This is a genomic window from Paenibacillus arenilitoris (assembly GCF_014705655.1).
GTDB classification, from domain to species: domain Bacteria; phylum Bacillota; class Bacilli; order Paenibacillales; family Paenibacillaceae; genus Pristimantibacillus; species Pristimantibacillus arenilitoris.
The window spans coordinates 1-3,011 of sequence record NZ_JACXIY010000074.1 but is presented as its reverse complement, the minus strand read 5'-3'; the positions used below and the strand labels follow the sequence as shown (position 1 = coordinate 3,011).

Annotated in this window: 4 protein-coding genes; 3 read left to right on the top strand and 1 reads right to left on the bottom strand. The window is 55.3% G+C overall.

Annotated features, from left to right (window positions below; translation table 11 throughout):
* The first annotated feature begins 191 nt into the window (after positions 1 to 191).
* On the top strand, positions 192 to 1,274 hold the full coding sequence (locus tag IDH41_RS30940; RefSeq protein ID WP_190868209.1) for an HD-GYP domain-containing protein: 1,083 nt from the start codon (positions 192 to 194) through the stop codon (positions 1,272 to 1,274).
* A 111-nt stretch (positions 1,275 to 1,385) separates the two neighbouring features.
* Positions 1,386 to 1,742: a hypothetical protein gene (locus IDH41_RS30935; protein ID WP_190868207.1), complete on the top strand. Its 357-nt coding sequence runs from the start codon at positions 1,386 to 1,388 to the stop codon at positions 1,740 to 1,742.
* Positions 1,743 to 1,911: 169 nt separating this feature from the next.
* Here the strand turns inward: IDH41_RS30935 and IDH41_RS30930 are convergent, their stop codons facing one another.
* On the bottom strand, positions 1,912 to 2,052 hold the full coding sequence (locus IDH41_RS30930) for a hypothetical protein (protein WP_190868205.1): 141 nt from the start codon (positions 2,050 to 2,052) through the stop codon (positions 1,912 to 1,914).
* 465 nt (positions 2,053 to 2,517) lie between these two features.
* Here IDH41_RS30930 and IDH41_RS30925 point away from each other — a divergent pair.
* Positions 2,518 to 3,011, top strand: a 494-nt coding sequence (locus IDH41_RS30925; RefSeq protein WP_223830215.1) for a transposase, incomplete at its 3' end; no start/stop codon positions are given.

Here is a 3,011-nt window from a genome sequence, read left to right as displayed (position 1 = left end):
ACAACTCCCGTAAAATTCTTATCTCTTATGTATTCGACAAAGCGCAGGAAAATCCTGTTAGTTAATTGTGCCGTCGTAGTTTTTTTACGATAAGAATTTATAAGTTTTGCGGTAAGCGGACATCATTTCTGCTAAAATAAGACCATCCAATTAGCGGGCGCGATAACGTTGAAGGCGGGAACTGAATTCAGATGAGAAAAGTGCAAATCGGGATGGTCAAACCGGGAGACCGGATAGCGAAGCCCATTTTTCAGGATAATGGCAACGTGCTGCTCGGGGAGGGCGTCGTGCTGAACGAGAGGTACATCGATCGGCTGGCCGGCATGGGCATCGATTTTTTGTTTATCGAAGACGGCCTGACCGCGGACCTCGTTCCGGAGGATACGATTCGCGAGGAAACGCGCAAGAAAGCGGTCGATACCATTTACAAGACGATGGTCTCCTTCCAGGATCCGGCAACGTCGAAGGGGCGGACGATCGCCCCGGACATGGGGCGGAATTTCAGGGCCGTCTTCGGTCAGATCATGCAGGAATTGGCCGGAAGGCCGAATATTCTCGTCAATCTGACCAGCATACACGCGATGGACGCTTACCTGTTCCAGCATTCGTTCAACGTGGCGGTACTTGCCGGCATTATGGGCATCGCCAAAGGCTACAACCGCAACCAGCTGGAGGAGCTCGGCATCGGCGCGCTGCTGTTCGATATCGGAATGACCAAAATTCCGCAGAAGCTGCTGTCGAGGTCGGGAGCCTTGACGGCGGAAGAGCATGCGGTCGTTCGGAACCATACGAAGGAAGGCTTCGATATTTTGCGCAAGTACCACGATATTTCGATCGTATCCGCGCACTGCGCGCTGCAGCACCATGAGCGTTTCAACGGCACCGGTTATCCGAGGGGGCTGAGTGGCGGCGACATCCATACGTACGCGCAGATCGTCGGCATCGCGGACACGTTCGACGCGCTGACGTCGCCGAGACCGCACCGCAAGCGTTACACGGCCAGCGAGGCGATCGAATTTCTGTTCGCCGCCGGCGGGACGTTCTTCGACCACGAATTGATCAAGTTGTTCTGCAAGCATATTTCCATTTATCCGATCTCGACGTCGCTGCTGCTCAGCACGGGCCAGGTCGGCGTCGTGTCGAAGAACAACGATCTCGCGGTGCACCGTCCGCGCGTTCGGATCATTATGGAGAAGGACGGCACCCAGCCGAAGGAGCCGTACGAAATCGAGCTGAAGGACGAGCTTCATATTACGATCGTGAAGGAGCTGTAGCCGGGAAGCGCGGCTTCAAGCCGGAATATGGATGATGGGCCTGGGGGCTCGACCATACCGCCCCCGCTTCCGTCGCATACAGTAAGGTGTATGCGGGAAGGGGGGAACCACATGGCCAAACGGGTCAAACCGCCGATTCTAGGTCCGAAGGGCAAAAGCAGGGTGCTGCTGAAGAAGGGACCGGGAGCGCGCGCGCTGCAAAACGGCCCGACGCTTAACCGGCTTACGGTGCTTTGGGTGAACGGTAACGGCGTTCCGTTCGATACGACCGGCTTCAACGCGGCGCTCTACCGGGGAAATACGCTCGTGCAGACCGCGCGCTTCGACCGTTACGGCGTCGTGTTTTTCAGCAATGTGCCGACAATTACGACGGTAAGCTATACCGTGCAGCTTTATAATAATGCGGGAATCATCTACCGCACGAGAACGATTCCCGCGGAAGTGGAAGCCTTCGCGGTCATCGGCTGATTACGCTTCCTGAAGCCTTCCGGCCTTCGGCTATCGCGCCGATCGCGGGAAGGCTTTCCTTTGAACTATAAGCATATAAGATTTGCCCTTATCAAATCGCATATATTTCATCGCGAAACGAGCTTATGCCGCCAAAGGACGGCACAGAACCGAGCTGAGCAAGATGCAGCTAGCGGTTCGTGCGTAGCGTCAGCCGTTTACGCTTGTCCGGGCAATAAGTTACTTTAACGAATTGCTGCGAGAAGTCTCCCATCCTCTTCAGTTGGCGAAATGAATCGCAGCCCGCTTTGATCAAACGTTCAAACAGCATCTCATTCACCTTCTTTCGATCATCGAATGGTTGGTAACTCCTGATGATAGGCGCGCGCAATCTCCAGACAGTCGTTCCAAACGTCTGCCGATTTACGATTGCACGCAAACAGGCGATCTACATCCGCTTTGCTGGTACTGAAGGCCGTTTTGTGTACCAATATCAACCGTACATGGCAAGTGGATCGATCAGACCCAGCTTCAAAAAGTTACGAAAGGACGCTATTCGCTGCAGAGTCAGAGCATCCAGGCGGTCTGTCATAAATATTTGTGGGCCAGGGAGAATGCCAAAAGAGCAAAACGGCAAGGCTTCGACCACATCCGCTATCCGTACAAGCAGAAAAAGCATTTTTCGACGAAGTGGGCGGCCCAGGGCTTTACCCTGCACGAGAACGGGAAGATTCATCTCAGCCTGGGTCTTCATCAAGGAAAGCGGCAGAAGCCGATTGTCGTTTCCATCGCCCGCATGCCGGTCGGGAGGGTAAAGGAAATCGAACTCATCTATGATCGCGGATTGCAGCTGGCCATCACCTATGACGATGGCGTCGCCGCCGAGCCGGCAAGCGGGAACCAGAGGGCTGCCGTCGATCCGGGGGAAGTTCACGCAATTGCCGCCGTCACGGAAGACGGGCATGCGGTGATCATCACCGGACGAAAGCTCCGCAGCATCAAGCGCCTTCGGAACAAGAAAATGAAGGAACTGTACCGCCATATGGCAAGATGTAAAAAAGGCAGCCGCCAATGGAAGAAGTACCGCCGGGCGCTCTTGTTCGTGCTTGCCAAGAGCGAGCGTCAAATTCGGGATGCCCTGCACAAGACGACGCGCGCCTTTGGCGACTGGTGCCTGGAGCGCCAGGTGAAAGAGGTCGCGGTAGGCGATGTCGAAGGCGTCCAGCGCAATCGTTCCGGCCGAAAACGTCGCATGAACGGAAGACGCGTGCGTTCCCGGAGGCACAATCA

What these genes read in the sequence shown, in the direction of transcription:
- IDH41_RS30940 (WP_190868209.1), top strand. Translation starts at nt 192, where the DNA reads ATGAGAAAAGTGCAAATCGGGATGGTCAAACCGGGAGACCGGATAGCG.
- IDH41_RS30935 (WP_190868207.1), top strand. Translation starts at nt 1,386, where the DNA reads ATGGCCAAACGGGTCAAACCGCCGATTCTAGGTCCGAAGGGCAAAAGC.
- IDH41_RS30930 (WP_190868205.1), bottom strand. Translation starts at nt 2,052, where the DNA reads ATGCTGTTTGAACGTTTGATCAAAGCGGGCTGCGATTCATTTCGCCAA.